At 69.0% G+C, this 18,461-nt stretch carries 21 protein-coding genes and 1 tRNA gene; 5 read left to right on the top strand and 17 right to left on the bottom strand.

The features are described from left to right. Positions 1-85 precede the first annotated feature (85 nt). Positions 86-1,843: a TRAFs-binding domain-containing protein gene (locus VEC11_RS05230; RefSeq protein WP_464129539.1), complete on the top strand. Its 1,758-nt coding sequence runs from the start codon at positions 86-88 to the stop codon at positions 1,841-1,843. 15 nt (positions 1,844-1,858) lie between these two features. On the opposite strand, the gene VEC11_RS05225 is transcribed toward VEC11_RS05230, so the two are convergent. Together VEC11_RS05225 and VEC11_RS05220 are read right to left on the bottom strand one after the other, a co-directional pair. Next, positions 1,859-2,146: a hypothetical protein gene (locus VEC11_RS05225; protein ID WP_464129538.1), complete on the bottom strand. Its 288-nt coding sequence runs from the start codon at positions 2,144-2,146 to the stop codon at positions 1,859-1,861. Beyond that, the gene (locus VEC11_RS05220; protein ID WP_464129537.1) at positions 2,134-2,457 is read right to left on the bottom strand and encodes a hypothetical protein; all 324 of its coding nucleotides are present in this window, start codon (positions 2,455-2,457) and stop codon (positions 2,134-2,136) included. The genes VEC11_RS05225 and VEC11_RS05220 overlap by 13 nt, the downstream gene beginning before the upstream one ends. Before the next feature lie 105 nt (positions 2,458-2,562). Here VEC11_RS05220 and VEC11_RS05215 point away from each other — a divergent pair, with 105 nt between their 5' ends. Continuing rightward, positions 2,563-3,810: a toll/interleukin-1 receptor domain-containing protein gene (locus tag VEC11_RS05215; RefSeq protein WP_464129536.1), complete on the top strand. Its 1,248-nt coding sequence runs from the start codon at positions 2,563-2,565 to the stop codon at positions 3,808-3,810. 16 nt (positions 3,811-3,826) lie between these two features. On the opposite strand, the gene VEC11_RS05210 is transcribed toward VEC11_RS05215, so the two are convergent. From VEC11_RS05210 to folK, 3 genes are all read right to left on the bottom strand, one after another. Beyond that, positions 3,827-4,528: a hypothetical protein gene (locus VEC11_RS05210; RefSeq protein ID WP_464129535.1), complete on the bottom strand. Its 702-nt coding sequence runs from the start codon at positions 4,526-4,528 to the stop codon at positions 3,827-3,829. Positions 4,529-4,595: 67 nt separating this feature from the next. Further along, positions 4,596-4,671: transfer RNA gene (locus VEC11_RS05205), tRNA-Lys, on the bottom strand. A gap of 10 nt (positions 4,672-4,681) precedes the next feature. Continuing rightward, the gene (gene folK / locus VEC11_RS05200; RefSeq protein ID WP_464129534.1) at positions 4,682-5,164 is read right to left on the bottom strand and encodes a 2-amino-4-hydroxy-6-hydroxymethyldihydropteridine diphosphokinase; all 483 of its coding nucleotides are present in this window, start codon (positions 5,162-5,164) and stop codon (positions 4,682-4,684) included. Positions 5,165-5,262: 98 nt separating this feature from the next. On the opposite strand from folK, the gene VEC11_RS05195 reads away from it, so the two are divergent. Together VEC11_RS05195 and VEC11_RS05190 are read left to right on the top strand one after the other, a co-directional pair. Next, the gene (locus VEC11_RS05195) at positions 5,263-5,922 is read left to right on the top strand and encodes a uracil-DNA glycosylase (RefSeq protein ID WP_464129533.1); all 660 of its coding nucleotides are present in this window, start codon (positions 5,263-5,265) and stop codon (positions 5,920-5,922) included. Then, complete coding sequence (locus tag VEC11_RS05190; RefSeq protein WP_464129532.1) at positions 5,922-6,212, top strand: YciI family protein; 291 nt, start codon at positions 5,922-5,924, stop codon at positions 6,210-6,212. The genes VEC11_RS05195 and VEC11_RS05190 overlap by 1 nt, the downstream gene beginning before the upstream one ends. Here the strand turns inward: VEC11_RS05190 and aguB are convergent. The 3 genes from aguB to VEC11_RS05175 are packed head-to-tail and all read right to left on the bottom strand — an operon-like array spanning position 6,209 to position 9,697. After that, positions 6,209-7,057, bottom strand: coding sequence for an N-carbamoylputrescine amidase (aguB, locus tag VEC11_RS05185; protein ID WP_464129531.1), 849 nt, complete (start codon positions 7,055-7,057; stop codon positions 6,209-6,211). The genes VEC11_RS05190 and aguB overlap by 4 nt on opposite strands. Continuing rightward, positions 7,054-8,028: an agmatine deiminase family protein gene (locus tag VEC11_RS05180; protein ID WP_464129530.1), complete on the bottom strand. Its 975-nt coding sequence runs from the start codon at positions 8,026-8,028 to the stop codon at positions 7,054-7,056. The genes aguB and VEC11_RS05180 overlap by 4 nt, the downstream gene beginning before the upstream one ends. A 7-nt stretch (positions 8,029-8,035) precedes the next feature. Further along, complete coding sequence (locus VEC11_RS05175) at positions 8,036-9,697, bottom strand: M28 family peptidase (RefSeq protein WP_464129529.1); 1,662 nt, start codon at positions 9,695-9,697, stop codon at positions 8,036-8,038. A gap of 131 nt (positions 9,698-9,828) precedes the next feature. Between VEC11_RS05175 and VEC11_RS05170 the strand changes: the two genes are divergently transcribed. Then, on the top strand, positions 9,829-11,862 hold the full coding sequence (locus tag VEC11_RS05170) for an alpha/beta hydrolase family protein (protein WP_464129528.1): 2,034 nt from the start codon (positions 9,829-9,831) through the stop codon (positions 11,860-11,862). A 60-nt stretch (positions 11,863-11,922) separates the two neighbouring features. Here the strand turns inward: VEC11_RS05170 and rpsD are convergent, their stop codons facing one another. The 9 genes from rpsD to hemA form a co-directional block, all read right to left on the bottom strand. After that, positions 11,923-12,537: a 30S ribosomal protein S4 gene (rpsD, locus tag VEC11_RS05165; RefSeq protein ID WP_464129527.1), complete on the bottom strand. Its 615-nt coding sequence runs from the start codon at positions 12,535-12,537 to the stop codon at positions 11,923-11,925. A 174-nt stretch (positions 12,538-12,711) separates the two neighbouring features. After that, positions 12,712-12,984 carry a hypothetical protein gene (locus VEC11_RS05160; RefSeq protein ID WP_464129526.1) on the bottom strand — a complete coding sequence of 91 codons (273 nt, stop codon included), beginning with the start codon at positions 12,982-12,984 and terminating at the stop codon, positions 12,712-12,714. A 69-nt stretch (positions 12,985-13,053) separates the two neighbouring features. After that, positions 13,054-13,308 carry a hypothetical protein gene (locus VEC11_RS05155; RefSeq protein ID WP_464129525.1) on the bottom strand — a complete coding sequence of 85 codons (255 nt, stop codon included), beginning with the start codon at positions 13,306-13,308 and terminating at the stop codon, positions 13,054-13,056. Between the two features lie 145 nt (positions 13,309-13,453). Then, on the bottom strand, positions 13,454-14,188 hold the full coding sequence (locus VEC11_RS05150) for an RNA methyltransferase (protein WP_464129524.1): 735 nt from the start codon (positions 14,186-14,188) through the stop codon (positions 13,454-13,456). Beyond that, on the bottom strand, positions 14,185-14,646 hold the full coding sequence (gene nrdR, locus VEC11_RS05145) for a transcriptional regulator NrdR (RefSeq protein ID WP_464129523.1): 462 nt from the start codon (positions 14,644-14,646) through the stop codon (positions 14,185-14,187). The genes VEC11_RS05150 and nrdR overlap by 4 nt, the downstream gene beginning before the upstream one ends. Further along, entirely contained in the window at positions 14,647-15,948 is a 1,302-nt protein-coding gene (glyA, locus tag VEC11_RS05140) for a serine hydroxymethyltransferase (protein ID WP_464129522.1), read from the bottom strand. After that, on the bottom strand, positions 15,945-16,397 hold the full coding sequence (gene rpiB / locus VEC11_RS05135) for a ribose 5-phosphate isomerase B (RefSeq protein ID WP_464129521.1): 453 nt from the start codon (positions 16,395-16,397) through the stop codon (positions 15,945-15,947). Before rpiB ends, glyA begins: the two co-directional genes overlap by 4 nt. Positions 16,398-16,439: 42 nt before the next feature. After that, the gene (locus tag VEC11_RS05130; protein WP_464129520.1) at positions 16,440-17,192 is read right to left on the bottom strand and encodes a sulfite exporter TauE/SafE family protein; all 753 of its coding nucleotides are present in this window, start codon (positions 17,190-17,192) and stop codon (positions 16,440-16,442) included. Next, the gene (hemA, locus tag VEC11_RS05125) at positions 17,189-18,403 is read right to left on the bottom strand and encodes a 5-aminolevulinate synthase (RefSeq protein ID WP_464129519.1); all 1,215 of its coding nucleotides are present in this window, start codon (positions 18,401-18,403) and stop codon (positions 17,189-17,191) included. The genes VEC11_RS05130 and hemA overlap by 4 nt, the downstream gene beginning before the upstream one ends. Between the last annotated feature and the right edge of the window lie 58 nt (positions 18,404-18,461).

Raw genomic sequence — 18,461 nt, 5'->3', positions numbered from 1 at the left:
GCGCCAGCCTCAGTGTGTCGCCTTTTGTCGCCAATTGTCTCTGTGCCGATTGTCCCTGGCCGTGTCAGCAGCCATAAGGTCCGCGATGAGCGAAGCCGCCGAGATCGCCCGGAAGGCCCTGTCGCGCGGCGACCTGATCGGCGCCTATGATGCCACCGTCGCGGCGATCGAGGCGGGCGACGACAGCGGCGCCATCCGCCACCAGCAGATCCTCGCGCTCGCGCGGATGGGCGACACCGACCGGGCGATGGCGAAGTTCGCCGAATACGGGCTGGAAGGCTCGAGCAATGTCGACGAGCGCACGATCGGCGCGCGCATCCTGAAGGACCGCGCCTTCAACACGCCGGCCGGCCCGGCCCGACAGGAGGCGATGGAGCGGGCCTTCGAGGCCTATTTCGACGTCTACGAGGCGACGAAGGACAGTTTCCCCGGGATCAACGCGGCCACGCTTGCCCTGCTCGCCGGGCGCGACGCCGAATCGCGCCGGCTGGCCGAGGCACTGCTCGCCGATCCCGATGTCGCCGCGCCCGCCGATTACTGGAAGGCGGCGACGCGGGCGGAGGCGCTGCTCCTGCTCGGCCGGACCGAGGAGGTGACCGAGTTGCTCGGCAGCGAGGCGATAAGGAGCAGCACCGACCTCGGCGGCCGCTCCTCGACCCTGCGCCAGCTCGGCATGATCGGCGCCCATCTCGGGATGAGCCCGCACGACCGCGCCACCCTGATCGCGCCGCTGCGGCCGCCGCGCGTGCTTCATTATTGCGGCCATATGTTCGGCGCCGATCCGGCGGACGAGGCGCGGGTCCGCGCCGCGGTCGACACGGTGCTGGACGAGGAAGAGGTGGGCTTCGCCTATGGCGCGCTCGCCTGCGGCTCGGACATCATTGCCGCGGAGGCCTTGCTCCGGCGCGGCGTCGAGCTCAACGTCGTCATGCCGTTCGAGGAGCAGGATTTCCTTGAGCAGTCGGTGCGACCGGGCGGGCCCGGCTGGGAGGCGCGCTACCGCGCCTGCCTGCGCGCGGCCAGGCGCGTCATCCATGCCAGCCCGATGGCCTATTTCGGCAATCCCGACCAATATGGCTATTCGAGCCGCATGGCGATGGGCCTGGCCTGCCTCAGGGCCGAGCATCTGACCGCCGAGCCGATCCAGCTCGCCATCTGGGACGGGAAGGCGCCGGGCGGGCCGGCGGGGACCGGGGCCGACGTGCTCGCCTGGCAGGAAGCGGGCGGCCGGACCCGGACCGTCGATCCGGGCCCGGTCAGGCGCGGCCTCGAGCGGCCGCCGTCGCGCATCGAGACCAAGGCGGAGCGCGCGCTGGCGGCGATCCTGTTCACCGACTTCGCCGGCTTCTCCAAGCTCGGCGAGACCGTGCTGCCGGTCTTCTGGGACGGGGTGATGCGGCTGATCGCCGAGGTGCTCGATGCGCATGGCGACGCGGTGGTGTCGCGGAACAGCTGGGGCGACGCCCTGTACGGCGTGATCGGCAGCGCCCCGGCCGCGGCCGAAATCTCGCTGCAGATCCAGGACGCGCTCGACGATTTCGACTACAGCCGGCTCGGCCTCGAGGGGAAAGGCGGGCGGATGCGGATCGGCGCCCATTACGGCCCGGCCTATCGCGCGATCGACCATATTACCGGCCGGCTGAGCTTCTACGGCAACGAGGTTTCCAAGGCCGCGCGGATCGAGCCGGTGACCCCGACGGGCGCGGTGTTTGTCACCGAGCCGTTCGCCGCGATCCTCGCGCTCGAGGCGCCGGACCGGTTCGATTGCCGCTATGTCGGGCGCATCCAGCTTGCCAAGGGCTATGGCAGCTATCCGATGTACCGGCTGACCCGGGCGGATTGAGGCGTCCGGCCGGACTCAGGGCCGGGTGCCGCCGGCCGGCGGACAGCCCGGATTGCCGGGGCAGACGATGAAGGAATTGCGCGGGCCGGCCGCATCGGGCTCGTCCCGCGGCGCGGCCATGGTCGGTGCGGGCGCGCCCGTCTCGCCGGAGTCCGGGGCCATCATGTTCATCCCGTCGTTCGGCATGCTGCCCGGATCGGATGAAGTCCCCGCATTGTTGGCGGCCGGCGCGCGGCTGCAGGCGGCCAGCGCCAGCAGGAGAACGGCCGCCGCCGCCTTCGATCGGTAGCCTAGTGCGGGCACCGGCTGTTGCCCGGGCAGATCACAAACCGCTCGCGCGGGGTCGCGGTATTGGCCTGCGCGCCCGTGCCGCCCGGATCGCTTCTCGGGCCGGCATCCCGGTCGGCCGCCTGCGGCTGCGCGGGCGGCGGGCTCGGCGGCCTCGCCGGATCCGACGGGTCCGTGTCGACCACCATCTGCCGGCTAATCTGCTGGTTCTTCTGCTGTGCCGCGCTGTCGCCGGCGCCGAAAATCACGCCCGCGCCGACGATCAGGCCGCCGCCCGCAACCTGGGTGAGAAAGGAACGTCGGTTCGTCCGGCGAAGGGTCTGCATGCGGCCTCTCTTGTGTCTGTTGCCTGACTGAGTAACGCATTTGCACGATAAGGACGAGGGAAGCCGGGGCGCAATGGCCTTTGAGGGAGCCGGGGCAGGGGGCGGATGAGCGACATCTTCATCTCCTACAAGAATGACGACCGGAAGCGGGTCGCGCATCTCGTGGCGGCGCTCCGCACGGCCGGGCTCGACGTCTGGTGGGACCAGGACATTCCGCCAGGCGGCGGCTGGCGCGACACGATCGCCGCGCAGCTCGACCGGGCGAAGCTCTGCGTAGTGGCCTGGTCGCAGGCCTCGACCGGGCCGGAGGGGCGCTTCGTCCGCGAGGAGGCCGAACGGACCGCGGCGCGGGGCGCCTATCTGGGCGTGCTGATCGACCCGGTGCTGCCGCCCTTCGGCTTCGCGGAATGGCAGTCGATCGACCTTTCGTCCTGGAACGGAAGGGCGAAGCATCCCCTGCTCGATCATTTCGTCGACCAGGTCCGGGCACGGCTGGAGGGGGTGCCGCAAATGCCTTCGCCGGCCTCGGCGCCACGCCGCCGATCGCTGGCGCGGCCGCTGCTGATCGGCGGCGGCCTGCTGGCCCTGGCGGCGGCCGGGTTGCTGGTCTGGTCGCTGCTGCCCGGGCGGCCGCCGGCCAGCCCGACCGCCTTCGTCAACGCCCGCCTGAACCGGAGCGCCTGCGCCTGGCTGCAGATCGCCAGCGTCACCCCGGCCGAGGGCGACCGCGAACGGGTGGCGCTGGCCGGCATCGCCGCCTCGCCGACTGCGGTCCAGGCCGGCCTGATGCGGCGGGCGATGGACGCCAACGTCCCGATCGCGGAGATCGACGTCAGCGAGGTCGCCACCGGTCCCAATGAGACCTGCGCCCAGATCGAATTGCTTCGCCAATATCGCTGGAACGGCCGCTCGCGCCTGACCGTGATCCCGCCGCGCGGCGCCCTGCGGCGGACGCAATATGGCTGGTCGGGCCGGTTCGAGTTCGAGGTCGACATGCAGGGGCTCCCGCAGCACGCCGCATTGCTGGGCCTCGACAGCGTCGGCGGGCTCGAGGTGCTGATCCCCGATCTGAACGCCTTCCGCCGCCAGCATCCTCCGCTCCGCACCAGCGGTACGCGGGTCGCCTATGAAGGCTATTTCTTCGACGAGAACCAGAATGCCCGCAATGTCGGGCTGATCCTGATGACCTCCGATGCGCCCATCGACGAGGGGATCGTCGGCCAGATCGGCCGCAGCGGCGACCGCGCCGTGCTCGAGCGGATCGACCAGGCCGCGCGCAGCCGGCAATGGCAGTTCGAGCTGGCGCTGGTGCGCTGCGGCTTCGAGACGGGCGGGCAGCGGCGGCGTTGCTGAGCAATTCTCCCGTGCGTCAGAAGCGGTAGCGGCAGCCGCCCTCCGGCACCCGGCCCGACCGGTCGCCAAGGAAGAGCCCCTCCAGCACGAGATGCCCGTCCTCGATCCGCGCCGTGCCCTCAAGGTCCAGCCCCGACGGTACTCTGTTGCCGCCGGTGACGGTCAGCCGCAGCGCGCCGGTTTGCGGGTCGAAGCTGTAGCTGCCCCAATAGTCCTTGTAGGATTCGAAGGGCGTGAAGGTGACCGAGAATCGCTCCGGCCCGAATTCGAGCTCGCGCACCGGGTCGAGGCTCTCGCAGCCGGCCGCCGCCCTCTGGCCCCACCGGCCCGTAAGCACGACCGCGTCCCGTGCCACGACCCGCAAGCGCGCGAGGACCGGCTCGCCCTTCACATTGTAGCGCAGGATGATCTCCGATCCTGGCGGAGCGTCGGGGCGGATCGTCAGCGAGCGCCGGTCCGCGCTGAGCTCGGCAGGGCCCTCGATCGACCAGCCGGAGAGGCACTCGGCGGGCAGGTCTCGATAACCGGCCGGCATCTGATCGCGCTTCGCACGGATGCCGATCGTCGCGCCCTGCCGAAAGACCGGCGTGGAGAATTCCGTGAAATTGGAACGATCGGGCGGCCAGAGGCAGGTCGTGTCCGGCGGCTCCGGCTCCCGCGCTTCGGGCTGACCTGCTGCAACCATGGTCAGCAGCAACGCAATGCCATGCAATGCCATCGGACCGCATCTCCCATTTTTTCCAGAGACTGCAGCGACTTGGCTTCGTTTGTAAAGAGCGGATCGATGGTGAGCCCTGCTGGATTCGAACCAGCGACCTACTGATTAAAAGTCAGTTGCTCTACCGACTGAGCTAAGGGCCCGACCGGGGGCTCACCTATGCGTCGCGCAGGGCGCGGTCAACCGGAACAGGAGTTGCCGAACGGTCAGGCCGCTTACCGGGTCGCGCCAGTCGGGGACCAGCTCGGCCAGCGGCTTCAGGACGAAGGCGCGGTTTCTGAATTCGGGATGGGGGACAATCGGGCCGGGCCCGTCCCAGGGGCCGTCCGACCAGAGGATGATGTCGAGATCGAGCACGCGCGGGCCCCAGCGGCGGCCGGGGCGGCGGCCATAGGCGCGCTCCAGCGCCTTCAGTTCGGCGAGCAGCTCATCCGGCTCGAGTCCGGTCTCGATGATGGCGACCGCATTGGCGAAGCCGCGACCGGCCGGGCCGAGCGCGGGCGTGCTGCGGATGCGGGAAACAGCGATGGGGCGCAGTTCGGCCAGCGCCGCGCGCAGCGTCTCGGTCGGCGAACCGTGGCGGCTTCTCCGGTTCGAGCCCAGAGCGATGGCATAGAGACACGGTGCTGATCCCAATTCCCGTTCGCCCTGAGCTTGTCGAAGGGCTCTCCTTACCTTCTGCATGGGAGAAGAGAAGGGCAGGGCTTCGACAGGCTCAGCCCGAACGGTATGGGGTGCGTGTGAGTCCTTCACCCGTCCCTGAAGCAGAAGCTCCGCGCGACTGCCCGCTCTGCCCGCGCCTCGTGGAGCTGCGGATGAAGCTGCGCGCCGAGCATCCCGACTGGTGGAATGCGCCGGTGCCGGCCTTCGGCGATCCCGCGGCCTGGCTGGCGATTGTCGGCCTGGCGCCCGGCATGTGGGGCGCGAACCGGACGGGGCGGCCGTTAACCGGCGACCATGCCGGGCATCTGTTCTTCGCGACCCTGCTGAAATTCGGGCTGGCGACGGGCGAGTATCGCGAGGATCCCGGCGACAGCCTGCGCCTGCACGGCGTCGTCATTCTCAATTCGGTCAAATGCCTGCCGCCGCAGAACAAGCCGACGCCCGCCGAGGTCGCCACCTGCCGCCGCTATTACGAGGCGGCCTTGTCCTTGCTGCCGAGGGTCAGGATCATGGTCGCGCTCGGCCGGATCGCGCACGACAATGCGCTGAAGACGGCCGGGGTCAGGCTCGCCGATTTCCCCTTCGCCCACCTCGCCGAGCATCGCCTGCCCGACGGACGCATCCTGCTCGATAGCTATCATTGCTCGCGCTACAACCAGAATACGGGACGGTTGACGCCCGCGATGTTCGAGGCGGTGTTCGCGCGGGCGCTGGAATTGGGGAAGGGGTGATGGAGATTTACGCGATCTGGCGCCGCCGCGCTGGGGCCTGGAAGCAGGGCGAGCCGATCGAGGCGCAGGATGACTGGCCCGGCCATGCCGCCTTCATGATGAAGGGCCAGGCGGACGGAATCGTGAAGCTTGCGGGCCCGGTCGACGACAAGGGTGCCTTGATCGTGGTCCGCGCGAAGAGCCCGGAGGCGGTCGAGGCCTGGCTGGCGGCCGACCCCTGGACCGCGTCCGGGCTGCTGGTCACCGAGCGGATCGCGCGCTGGACGTTACGGATCGGGTCGCTGGCCTAGATGTCCTGCGTCAGCCGCCCGTAAAGCTCGGGCCGGCGGTCGCGGAAGAAGCCGAAGGCGGCGCGGTGGCGCTTCGCCTGGTCCAGGTCCAGCTCGGCGACGAGCACGCCGGTCTCGGTTGCGCCGAACTCGGCGAGCATGTCGCCGCGCTCGTCGCAGATGAAGGAGTGGCCGTAGAAACGCTGGCCGTCCTCCGTACCGATCCGGTTGGCGGCGACCACAGGGACGACATTGGAGACGGCATGGCCGATCATCGCCCGCCGCCAGAGCCGCGAGGTGTCGAGATCGGGGTCGTGCGGCTCGGTGCCGATCGCGGTCGGGAAGAACAGGATCTCGGCGCCGTCGAGCATCAGCGCCCGCGCCGTCTCCGGATACCATTGGTCCCAGCAGATGCCGACGCCGAGCGTGGCGCCGGGGGTCGGCCAGGTGCGGAAGCCGGTATTGCCGGGGCGGAAGTAGAATTTCTCCGAATAGCCGGGGCCGTCGGGGATGTGGCTCTTGCGGTAGACGCCCATCACCTGGCCGCGGTCGTCGACCATGGCGAGGCTGTTATAATGATGATGCCCGTCCAGCTCGAAGAAGCTGGTCGGGATGTAGATTTCCAGCTCGGCCGCCAGCTTCCGCATGGCGAGCACGGCGGGATGTGCGTCAACCGGCCTGGCGGTGCCGAAATGGCCCTCGTCCTGGGTCTTGCAGAAATAGGGGCCCTCGAAGAGCTCGGGCGGCAGGACGACCTTCGCGCCCTTGCCGGCCGCCTCGCGGACCAGCGCGGAGACGTTGGCGATATTCTCGTCCATGTCCCCGGTGAAGGCGAGCTGGAGCGCGGCGACATTGAGGCGGGTCATGCGGGCACCTGCTGGCTGATGCAGTGGAAGCTGCCGCCTCCGGTCAGGATATGGTCGGCGCGCAGGCCCACCGCCACCCTGTCCGGGAACAAGGCCTGGATTGCGCCGACCGCAGCCTCGTCATTGGGCGCGCCATATTGCGGCACGACCACTGCGGCATTGCCGATATAGAAGTTCATGTAGGAGGCCGGGATGATCTCCTCGCCGCGCCGCACCTCGCCGGGCGAGGGGACGGGCGCCACCGACAGGCCGAAGCGGCGGGCGCGGTTGGCGGCGTCGCGATAGACGGCCTCGTTCGGATCGCGCTGCGCCGGCTCCGGGATGGCGAGCCTGCCGCGCGCCACGAAGCGGGCGAGATTGTCGACATGGCCGTCCGTATGGTCGTTCATCAGGCCGCTGCCGAGCCAGAGCACGCGGTCGATGCCGAGGTCGGCACGCAATTTCGATTCGATCTCGGCGCGGGACAGCCAGGCGTTGCGGTTGGGGTTCATCAGGCATTGCTCGGTGGTCACGGCAAGGCCGGTGCCGTCGACGTCGATCGCGCCGCCTTCGAGGATCCAGTCGGCGCGGCGGACGCGCAGGTTCGCGCCCTCGCCGAGCCGGCGGCCGATCGTGTCGTCGCCGGGCAGGTCATATTTGCCGCCCCAGCCGTTGAAGCCGAAGCTTATTGCGCCGAGCCCGGCCGGCCCCTTGACCACGATCGGGCCGGTGTCGCGCAGCCAGATGTCGCCAAAGGGCTGGGTGACCACGGTGGCGAAGGGTGCGGCCGCGCGGGCCGCCTCGGCCGAAGCCGCGCCGGCGGCGACGAGGCGCACCTCCTCGCCCTTGCCGTCCGCCCAGACCGCCGCGGCGAAGGCGGCGACTTCGGCCTGGGCCGGGCTCAGATCCTCCACCCAGAGCTCGCCATGGCTCGGGAACCCGATCCAGACGAAGGCGTGCGGCGCCCATTCGGGAGGCTGGCGGGGAGTCACGGCCGGGTCACTGCTGGGCCCGCGACCGGTCGCGGATCGCGCGGAAGGCGTCGTTCTGATACCAGTTCGGCCATTCGGTCGACATGGCGAGCGCGCGGCCGACCTCGTAATAGACGCGGACGTCGGTGAGCGCCCCGGCCCAGTCCCAGTTCGGATTATATTCGTCGCCGACCTGGTGGTAGCGGTGGGTGCGATAGTCCTGCGAGGCCGCGCGCCCGGCTTCCGGGCCGCCATTGACGAGATCCTCGCCGCCGCGGCCGTAGAGCATCGGCACGCCCATCTTGGCGAGGCTGAACTGGTCGGAGCGGAAATAATAGCCGGCCTCGGGGGTCGGCTCGGGCGAGACGCGGATGCCGGCGCGGGCGGCGGCGCGGGCCAGCCAGGCGTCGAGCTCGGACTTGCCGCCGCCGATCGAGACGAAATCGCGCGCCGCGCCGGCGAGGTTCAGCGAGTCCATGTTGAAGCCGCCGGCGGTCTGCGCGAGCGGGAAGATCGGATGGGCCGCATAATAAGCGGAGCCGAGCAGGCCCGATTCCTCGGCGGTCACCGCGAGGAAGACCAGGGTCCGGTCGGCGCGGCCGGCGCGGGCATGGGCCTCGGCGAGCGCGACGAGCGCGGCCGTGCCGCTCGCATTGTCGGTGGCGCCGTTGCAGATCCGGTCCGCGCCGGTCTCGGCACAGACGCCGAGATGGTCCCAATGGGCCGTGTAGAGCACATATTCGTTAGGCCGGCTGCGGCCCGGCAGGATGCCGATCACGTTGCGCGAGGCGGCGTTGCGGAGCCTGTTGTCCAGCGCAACCGAGGCCTTGAGCCCGGTCAGCGCCACCGCGCGGAAGCCGGGCTCGCGCGCGGCGCGCTGCAGCGCTTCCAGGTCATAGCCGCCGGCGGCGAGCAGGCGGCGGGCGGCGGCGTTCTGCAGCCAGCCGTTCATCGCCGTCTGGTCGGCGCCGCCATTGGCGGACTGCATGTAGAGCTGCGGCCCCGACCAGCTGTTCTCGACCGTCGGCCAGCCATAGGAGGCGGGCGCGGTATCGTGGACGATGAGCGCGGCCGCAGCGCCCTGCCGGGCCGCCTCCTCGAACTTGTAGGTCCAGCGGCCATAATAGGTCATCGCCCGGCCGTTGAACGTGCCTTCGAGGCCCTGGCTCTGCCAGTCCGGGTCGTTGATCAGGATGACCACGGTCTTCCCGCGCACGTCGACGCCCGCATAATCGTTCCAGCCGAGCTCCGGCGCGTTGATGCCGTAGCCGACGAAGACGAGGTCGCTGTTGTTGACAGCAACATGCGGCTGGGCGCGGTAGGAGGCGCCGATATAGTCGGTGCGATAGGCGAAGTTGAGGTTGGTGTTGTTGGGCCCGGTGACGCGCAGCGCCGGCGCGCCCTGCAGCGTGATCTCGACCAGGGGCACGTCTTGGGTCCAGCTGCCATTGTTGCCCGGCTGCAGGCCCGCGCGCCGGAATTCCTGGGAGAGGAAGGCGACGGTGCGGGTCTCGCCCTCGGTGCCGGGGGCGCGGCCCTGGAATTCGTCCGACGACAAGGTCTGGGTGACGCGCTGCAGGGTCGGCAGCGAGATTTGCGGCGCCGCCGGCGTCCCCGCGGGCGCTGTCACGCAGCCGGCAAGGCCGAGCAGGGCCATCGGAAGGAAGGCGAGAGAAAGGCCAAGGCGCATGGCAGGCTCCAGCGGATCGGGTTGTGCGCGCTCTATTGGCAGCGCCATGGCGGCGGCGCAAGCGCGGGCGATGCCCTTGATCGGCCTGCAAAACTCTGCCTAGATTACTTTGCTTCGGGGGGATTTGTACGATGTTTCGACTGCTGGCTTCCATCGCTTTGCTTGCGGGAGGCACGGCATCGGCCCAGCAACCCGCGCCGCCACCGCCGCCAGAGCCGGCGCCGAGCGCGAACACAGCGCCGCCGGCCACCGATACCGCCGGCCTCTACGGGCTTCGCGAGAATGTCGAGCATCTCGACATCTCGCCGGACGGCAGCCGGGTGGTCTTCCTGCAGCCCGGTCCGGGCCGCGAGACGATCGCCTATGTCTATGACCTCGCCGGCGGTGGCGCGGTGCGGCAGATTGCGCGCAGCGACGGCAGCCCCGAGCGGCTGCGCAGGTGCAACTTCGCCGCCAATGACCGGCTGATCTGCCGGGTCGTGGCCATGGACGCGAGCGCGGGCTTTCTCATTCCCTTCTCGCGGCTGATCTCGGTCGACCTGAACGGCGGAAGCCCGGTGCTGCTCGGCGAGCAAAGGTCGCTGGACGATGCGCGCATTCGGCAGAATGACGGCGCGATCATCGACTGGCTGGGCGGCGCCGAAGGGGTGGTGTTGATGGCGCGCGAATATGTGCCGGAAGCCGGCCGCGTCGGCTCGCGCGTCAACCGCACCGCCGACGGCCTCGCCGTCGACCGGATCGACGTGCGCACCGGGCGGTCGACCCGGATCGAGGCGCCGAACCGCCGCGCCGGCGCCTATATCAGCGACGGCCGCGGCACGGTCCGGATCATGTCGACGCCCACGATCCGCGGCAGCACCGGTCTCGCCGGCAGCCGGATCGAGCATTTCTACCGCCTGCGCAGCGGCGGCGACTGGCGGCCGCTGGGCAATCATGACGAGCTCACCGGCGACGGGACGATCCCGCTTGCCGTCGATGCCCGACTCGACGCCGCTTATGTGCTGCGCAAGCTGAACGGCCGCTTCGCCCTCTATCGCGTGAAGCTGGACGAGAGCCTGGCCAGCGAGCTGGTCTACGCCAACGAGCAGGTCGACGTGGACAATGTCGTCTTCGCCAATCGCGGCGCGCGCGTGATCGGCGTGACCTTCGCCGACGACCGCCGCCGGATCGTCTATTTCGACAGCGACTATGCGGCGATCGCCCGCATGCTTGGCCGCGCGATCCCGAACCTGCCGCTGATCGACTTCGGCAGCACGAGCGGCGACGGCAACAAGGTCATCGTCCATGCCGGCAGCGACACCGATGCCGGCCGCTACTATGTCTATGACCGCACGGCGCGCAGCCTCAACGAGCTGCTGCCGGTACGGCCGCCCCTCGAGAACCGGCCGGCCGCCACCGTCACCGCCGTGACCTATCCCGCGGCGGACGGCACGCAGATTCCGGCCTATCTCACGCTGCCGCCCGGCCGGACCGACGCGCGCGGCCTGCCGGCGGTGATCTATCCGCATGGCGGCCCGTCCGCGCGGGACGAATGGGGATTCGATCCGATCACCCAGTTCCTCGCGAGCCAGGGCTATGCGGTGCTGCAGCCCAATTATCGCGGCTCCGCCGGCTATGGCGACGCCTGGCTGTCGCGCAACGGCTTCCAGAGCTGGCGCGTGTCAATCGGCGACATCACCGCCGGGGCGCGCTGGCTGGCCTCGGCACGGGGCGCCGATGCAAGCCGGATGGCGATCGTCGGCTGGTCCTATGGCGGCTATGCGGCGCTCCAGTCGGCCGTCGTCGAGCCCGGCCTGTTCAGGGCGGTGGCCGCGATCGCGCCGGTCACGGACCTGCAGCAGGCGAAGGAGGATTTCCGCCATTATACCTCGCGGCGGAACATCACCGAATATATCGGCAGCGGCCCGCACGTCGCCGAGGGCTCGCCGGCGCGCCATGCTGCCGCGATCACCGCGCCGGTCCTGCTCTTCCACGGCGACCGCGACCTCAACGTCAACGTGGTCCATTCGCGGCAGATGGATTCGGCGCTGCGCGGCGCCGGGAAGCGGAGCGAGCTCGTCGTATTTCAGGGGCTCGAGCACGACCTCGCCGATTCCGCCGTGCGGGTGCAGATGCTGCGGCGGATCGGTACCTTCCTGCAGACCAACCTCGCGCCCCGGCAATGAAAAAGGCGGCTCCCCGCGAAGGGAGCCGCCTCTTCCTTCAGGCCGCGATGGGCCGACAGGTCAGCGCGAATAGAATTCGACGACCAGGTTCGGCTCCATGCGGACCGGATAGGGGACCTCGTCGAGGGTCGGGACGCGGTTGAAGACGATCTTCGTGGCGCCGTCCTGGACGATGTAATCGGGGATGTCGCGCTCGGCGAGGCCCTGCGCTTCCAGCACCAGCGCCATTTCCTGCGCCTTGGGGCCGAGCTCGACGACGTCGCCGACGCTGACCTTGGCCGAGGCGATGTTCAGCTTCCTGCCGTTGACCCGGATGTGGCCGTGATTCACGAGCTGGCGCGCGGCCCAGATGGTCGGCGCGAACTTGGCGCGGTAGACGACGGCGTCAAGCCGGCGCTCGAGCAGGCCGATCAGGTTCTGGCCAGTGTCGCCCTTCATCTTCGAGGCGTCGCTGTAGGCGCGCTTGAACTGCTTCTCGGTGACGTCGCCATAATAGCCCTTCAGCTTCTGTTTGGCGCGCAGCTGGATGCCGAAGTCCGACATCTTGCCCTTGCGGCGCTGGCCGTGCTGGCCGGGACCATATTCGCGGCGATTGACCGGGCTCTTGGGCCGTCCGAAGACGTTCTCGCCCATGCGGCGGTCGAGCTTGTACTTGGCGCTGGTGCGCTTCGACATGATTCAACACTCCAATTTGCTCTAGCGTTTCCGCTGGTTTTGTCCCTGGAGCCGCACCGCTTGGCCAATACGCGCCAGACGCGGCCGCCGCTTCACCAGGGGTGCGGGGCCAATTGCGAAGGCGGGCACATGGCGAATGCGCCCGCGAAAGTCAACCGAAGGGAGGAGAGCGGCCTAGTTGCCGCTCATCGGCCGGTTGGTCTGCGCACGGTCGATGTTCTGACGCGTCGTCCGGCGGTCCTCTTCCCACTGCGCGCGGGTCTTGCAGATTCGGCTGCGGCTCAGCATCGAGCCGGTCTCGCGGACGTTGCGGCAGATCGTCTCATTGGGGTCGGCGTTGCGCGCGCCCGCGCCGTTGGGCGAGGCGCTGGACGAGCCGGGCTGGGCCGCGGCGGCGCCGGACACAAGCAAAGCGGCGCTGAACAGGACGATTTTCATCAGGATCACTCTTCCATGAATGGTGCAGCCCGCCCCAGATGGAGCGGTCGGCGTGGATTAGTCAAGCCGACAGGCGCGTCAGCAATTGGGCGGGCAGGTGGTTGCCTTCATCGCCTGGACGCGGTCGACGGTCTGCCGGGCTTCCTGCTTCGCGGCCTCACGCTCCTCGCGGGTGCGGCAGCTGCGGACATTGTTGACGCGGCTGCCCAGCGTCTGCTGGACGGTGCAGATCCGCTTGGGCGGAGGATTGGTCTTGGTCGGGGCCTGCGCGCCCTGAACGGCGATCGGCACGGCGATCACGGCGATGGAGGCAGCGATGGCGGTCAGCTTCATTGGGGGACTCCCGTCGAAAAACACCCGCTCGGCGGGGAAGCGCGAAGTCTATCATTCCAGAGGCTTATCTTCAAGGGCGGCGTCGCCGGCCCGTGGTTCGAGGCGTCGGCAGCCGTCCTTGCCAAAGGCCGCTTCAGGCCCGCCTTCAGGACCGCCGCGGCCGGCCGCCCGGCTCGACGAGTGCGCGGATGACGCCGCGCAAGGCCTGGATCTCGCGCGCCGACCAGCCCGCCTTGGTGAGGATCGTGCGGATCGTGTTCTTCGTCGCCGGCGTCCGGTCCGGCGGATGGAAATAATGCGCCGCCTCGAGCGAGGCGTAAAGCTGCTCGATCAGGCCCTCCAGGTGCGCCTGGCTGGCGCGGGGCTCCTCCGCATCGCCTTCGGTGGGGACGGCCAGCGCGACATGCTTCGACCATTCATAGGCGAGCAGGATCACCGCCTGGGCGAGGTTCAGCGAGCGGAAGTCGGGATTGACGGGGACGGTGACGATCTTCCCGGCCAGCGCCACCTCGTCGGTCTCCAGCCCGGAGCGCTCGGCACCGAACAGGATGGCGGAGGGGCCGTCATTGGCGTGGATTTCGCGACCGGCCTCCTCGGGCGAGACGATCGGAATGACGAGGCCGCGCTTCCTGACCGTGGTCGCATAGACATAGGCGCAGTCCGCGACGGCCTCGGCCACCGTCTCGAACACTTGCGCCCGCTCGAGCACGACATCCGCGCCCGACGCGGCGGGCCCCGCGGCGGGGTTCGGCCAGCCGTCGCGCGGGGCCACCAGCCTGAGGTCGGTCAGCCCGAAATTCAGCATCGCCCGCGCCGCCTTGCCGATATTCTCACCGAGCTGGGGACGGACGAGGACGATTGCAGGCGGCGGCGCGCTCACTCCTTCCCCGCTTCGGAGACGGTGCCGGCGAAATCCTCGAAATCCTTGGCTTCGCGGAAGTCCTTATAGACGGAGGCGAAGCGGATATAGGCGACGGGATCGAGCGCCTTCAGGCCCTCCATCACCATCTCGCCGATCCGGTGCGAGGGCATCTCGCTCTCGCCCGACGTCTCGATCTGGCGCTGGATCGAGGAGGCGAGGCGCTCGATCCGCTCGGCGGGGACGGGGCGCTTGCGGCACGCGGTCGCGATCGAGCGCTCGAGCTTGGTGCGGTCGAAGGTCTCGCGCCGGTCACCGGACTTGAGCACGGTGAGCTCGCGCAGTTGGATCCGCTCGAAAGTGGTGAAGCGGGCACCGCAATCCTCGCACTGGCGGCGGCGGCGGATCGAGGAGCCGTCCTCGGTGGGACGGCTGTCCTTCACCTGGCTGTTTTCATGCGAGCAGAACGGGCAGCGCAATCAGAGCTCCGGGTAGATGGGGAAGCGAGCGCAGAGGGCTTCGACGCGGGCCCGGACTTCGGCCTCGACGCCGGCATTGCCATCGTGCCCGTTCGCCTTCAGGCCGTCGAGGACGTCCGCCACCATGTCGGCGATGTCGCGAAACTCCGCGACGCCGAAGCCGCGGGTGGTGCCGGCCGGGGAGCCGACCCGAATGCCGCTCGTCTTCACCGGCGGCAGCGGGTCGAACGGCACGCCGTTCTTGTTGCAGGTGATCGCGGCCCGCTCGAGCGCCTCGTCGGCATCCTTGCCGGTCACGCCGAGCGGGCTGACGTCAACCAGGGCGAGATGGGTGTCGGTCCCGCCCGAGACGAGATCGGCGCCGCGCTCCTTCAGGCGGCCGGCCAGCGCCTTGGCATTGGCGATCACGGCGCGGGCATAGGATTTGAATTCTGGTTGCAGCGCCTCGCCGAACGCAACCGCCTTCGCCGCGATGACGTGCATGAGCGGGCCGCCCTGCAGGCCCGGGAAGACCGCCGAATTGATCTTCTTCGCGATCGCCTCGTCATTGGTGAGGATCATGCCGCCGCGCGGGCCGCGCAGGGTCTTGTGGGTGGTGGTGGTCACGACATGGGCGTGACCGAAGGGCGTCGGATGCTCGCCCGCCGCGACGAGACCGGCAAAGTGGGCCATGTCGCACATGAACAGCGCGCCCACCTCGTCCGCGATCGTGCGGAAAGCGGCGAAGTCGATATGGCGCGGATAGGCGGAGCCGCCGGCGATGATCAAGGTCGGTCGGTGCTCGCGCGCAAGCGCGGCGACCTGGTCGAAATCGATGAGATGATCGTCGCGGCGCACGCCATATTGGATGGCGTTGAACCACTTGCCGGACATTGCCGGCCTGGCCCCATGGGTGAGATGGCCGCCGGCATCGAGCGACATGCCGAGGATCGTGTCGCCCGGCCTGGTCAGCGCGAGCATGACCGCGCCATTGGCCTGCGCGCCGCTATGCGGCTGGACATTGGCGAAGCCGCAGTCGAACAATTGCTTCGCGCGCTCGATCGCCAGCGTCTCCACGGCGTCGGACGGTGCGCAACCCTGATAATAACGCCGCCCCGGATAGCCTTCGGCATATTTGTTGGTGAGGACCGAGCCCTGGGCCTCCAGCACCGCCCGGGAGACGATATTCTCCGAGGCGATCAGCTCGATCTGATTCTGCTGGCGGGCGAGCTCCGCACGAATCGCATCGGCGACGCCCGGATCGGCGTCAGCGAGCGTGTCGGTGAAGAAGCCGTCCGGAACGTCGAGGGCGCGGCTGCTCATGCGGGCTCCTTGGTGAAAGTGGGGTGGCTCAATTTGTCAACGCGCGGGGCGTGGCGGCCGCCGGTGAACGGCGTCGCGAGGAAGGTCTCCAGGCAGGCCCGGGCCATTTCGCTCCCGATCAGGCGGGCGCCCATGGCGATGACATTGGCGTCATTATGCTCGCGGGCGAGCCGCGCGGAGAGGGGCTCCGAGACCAAGGCGGCGCGGCAGGCGGGATGGCGGTTGGCGGCGATCGAGATGCCGATGCCGGAGCCGCAGAGCGCGACGCCGAAATCGGCCCGGCCGGCGGCGATCTCCTCGGCCAGCTTGTACCCATAATCGGGATAGTCGACCGACTCGATGCCTTGCGGGCCGAGATCGTTCACCTCATGGCCGAGCTCGTTCAGCCACTGGACCAGATCGGCCTTGAGCGCGACGGCGGCGTGGTCGGAAGCGATGGCGATGCGCATGGCGCCCCACCTAGGCGCTTGGGCCGGGATTCGCCAGCCGCTTTACCAGCCCAGCGCGAACATCGCGGCGATGATCAGGCCGATCGCAATGACGACGATCCTGAGCGTCGCCGCGTTCACCCGGCTGGCCAGGCGACCGCCGGCCCAGCCGCCGAGCAGGGCGCCGGCGGCCATCGCCCCCGCGGCACTCCAGACGACGGTCGCGCCGATCGCGAAATAGAGCGCCGCGGCGATGTTGCAGGCCAGCGACATCGCCTGTTTCAGGGCGTTGAGGCGGGTCAAGGTGTCGTCGATCGTGAGGCCCAGCATGGCAAGGAACATCACGCTGAGCGCCACGCCGAAATAGCCGCCATAAATGGCCGCCAGGAAGACGGGGAGTACCGCCCAGGCGAGCCCGACCCTGGCAGCGCGGCGCTGGAGCAGGGTGCGGATCCGGTCCTGGAGCGCGAGCAGCAGGCAGGCGCCGAGGACGAGGAACGGGACGAGATTGCGAAACGCCGCGTCGCTGGTTCGCGTCAGCAGCCAGGCGCCGACGATTCCGCCCAGCACCGCAACCGGCAGCAGCGCCAGCATCCGCCCTTCCTGGTTCGCCAGGTCCCGCCTTTGCGCGATCACGCCGCCGAAATAGCCCGGGCAGAGCGCCACCGTGTTGGTGACATTGGCGGTCACCGGCGGCACGCCGACCGCGATCAGGACCGGGAAGGTGAAGATCGACCCACCGCCGGCCAGCGCGTTGAAGAAGCCGGCGCCGATGGCGGCGAGGAAGAGCAGGAAGAGTTCGAGCGGTGAGATCAAGCCGCCCAGCGCATCTCCAGCCGGTCCCAGATCTCGACCAGGGCCTTGGCGAGGTCGCGCATCATCTCTTCGCTATGGGCGGGACCCGGGGTGAAGCGCAGCCGCTCGGTGCCGCGCGGCACGGTCGGATAATTGATGGGCTGCACGTAGATGCCATATTCGGCGAGCAGGATGTCGCTGATCCGCTTGGCGGTCACCGGATCGCCGACCAGCAGCGGCACGATATGCGTGGTCGACGGCATGACCGGCAGCCGGGCCGCGGCGAAGATCGCCTTGAGCGCGGCTGCGCGGGCCTGCTGCGCCTCGCGCTCGGCGCTGGAGGCCTTGAGATGGCGGACGCTCGCCAATGCGCCGGCGACGAGCACCGGCGACAGCGAGGTCGTGAAGATGAAGCCCGGCGCGTAGGAGCGGATCACGTCGATGATGTTCTTGTCCGCCGCGACATAGCCGCCCATCACCCCGAACGCCTTGCCGAGCGTGCCCTCGATGATCGTCACCCGGCTGGCGACGCCGTCGCGCTCCGAAATGCCGCCGCCGCGCGGGCCGTACATGCCGACCGCGTGCACCTCGTCGAGATAGGTGATCGCCTCATATTTCTCGGCGAGGTCGCAGATCGCTCCGATCGGCGCGATATCGCCATCCATCGAATAGACGCTCTCGAAGGCGATCAGCTTGGGCGCCGCCGGATCGGCCGCCGCGAGCAATTCCTCGAGATGGGCGAGATCGTTGTGGCGGAACACCTTCTTCTCGCAGCCGGAGCTGCGGATGCCGGCGATCATCGAGGCGTGGTTCAGCGCGTCGGAGAAAATGATGCAGCCCGGCAGCAGCTTGGCGATCGTGGAAAGCGTCGCCTCGTTCGAGACATAGCCCGAGGTGAAGAGCAGGGCCGCTTCCTTGCCGTGCAGGTCGGCGAGCTCGGCCTCGAGGTCGACATGATAATGGCTGTTGCCGGAGATGTTGCGGGTGCCGCCCGAGCCCGCGCCGACATCGTGCAGGGCCTCTTCCATCGCCGCGATCACGTCCGGATGCTGGCCCATGGCGAGATAGTCGTTGGAGCACCAGACGGTGATCGGCTTCGGGCCGTTATGGCCGTGGAAGCAGCGGGCGTTCGGGAAGGCGCCCTTGTTCCTGAGAATGTCGATGAAGACACGGTAGCGGCCCTCGGCATGAAGCCGCTCGATCGCCTCCGCGAAGATGCGCTGATAGTCCAAGTCGATACCCCGGGTCTCTTGCCCGCTCCTTAGAGGATATGAGGCGCGGAAGGCCAGT

Source organism: Allosphingosinicella sp., assembly GCF_035626655.1.
In the GTDB taxonomy this organism is placed as follows: Bacteria; Pseudomonadota; Alphaproteobacteria; order Sphingomonadales; family Sphingomonadaceae; genus Allosphingosinicella.
Note: the sequence above shows the minus strand (reverse complement) of the source record. Positions and strands in the feature narration are given on the sequence as shown.